Origin of the sequence: Paenibacillus xylanexedens (assembly GCF_007680605.1) — a bacterium.
Classification (GTDB): Bacteria; Bacillota; Bacilli; order Paenibacillales; family Paenibacillaceae; genus Paenibacillus; species Paenibacillus xylanexedens_B.
This window is the reverse complement of sequence record NZ_VEIO01000049.1, coordinates 1-491: the sequence shown is the minus strand read 5'-3', so window position 1 is coordinate 491 and position 491 is coordinate 1. Positions and strand designations below refer to the sequence as shown.

The following is a 491-nucleotide window of genomic DNA, read 5'->3' as shown; positions in this document are numbered from 1 at the left end:
CAACTGACGTATGGCCAGCTGAATGCGAAGGCGAACCAGCTGGCACATGAACTGCGCTCGCGGGGCGTGGGTGCAGATCAGATCGTGGGGATCATGGCAGATCGCTCGGTGGAGATGATCGTAGGGATTCTGGCGATCTTGAAGGCGGGCGGCGCCTACATGCCGATCGACCCGGCGTACCCGCCGGATCGGATGATATACATGCTGGAAGACAGCGAGGCAAGAGTGTTGCTTGTATACGGCGAGAATGTGGAAGTACCGTCAGCTTACGCAGGCACTGTATTGAATCTGGCGGATGCATCGCTGTACAGGGGTAAATCGGCTAACTTATTAGCGATCAGCGGCGCAAGCGATCTGGCGTATGTGATCTATACCTCGGGGTCGACGGGACAGCCGAAGGGCGTAACTGTTGTTCAACGCGGCGTTGTACGGTTAGTGAAGGGAATCGATTATGTTCGTATCACAGCAGAAGATGTGTTTTTACAGGCATC

At 55.2% G+C, this 491-nt stretch carries 1 protein-coding gene; it reads left to right on the top strand.

The features are described from left to right. On the top strand, positions 1-491 hold a 491-nt coding region (locus tag FS818_RS28315; RefSeq protein ID WP_145336735.1), incomplete at both ends, for an AMP-binding protein.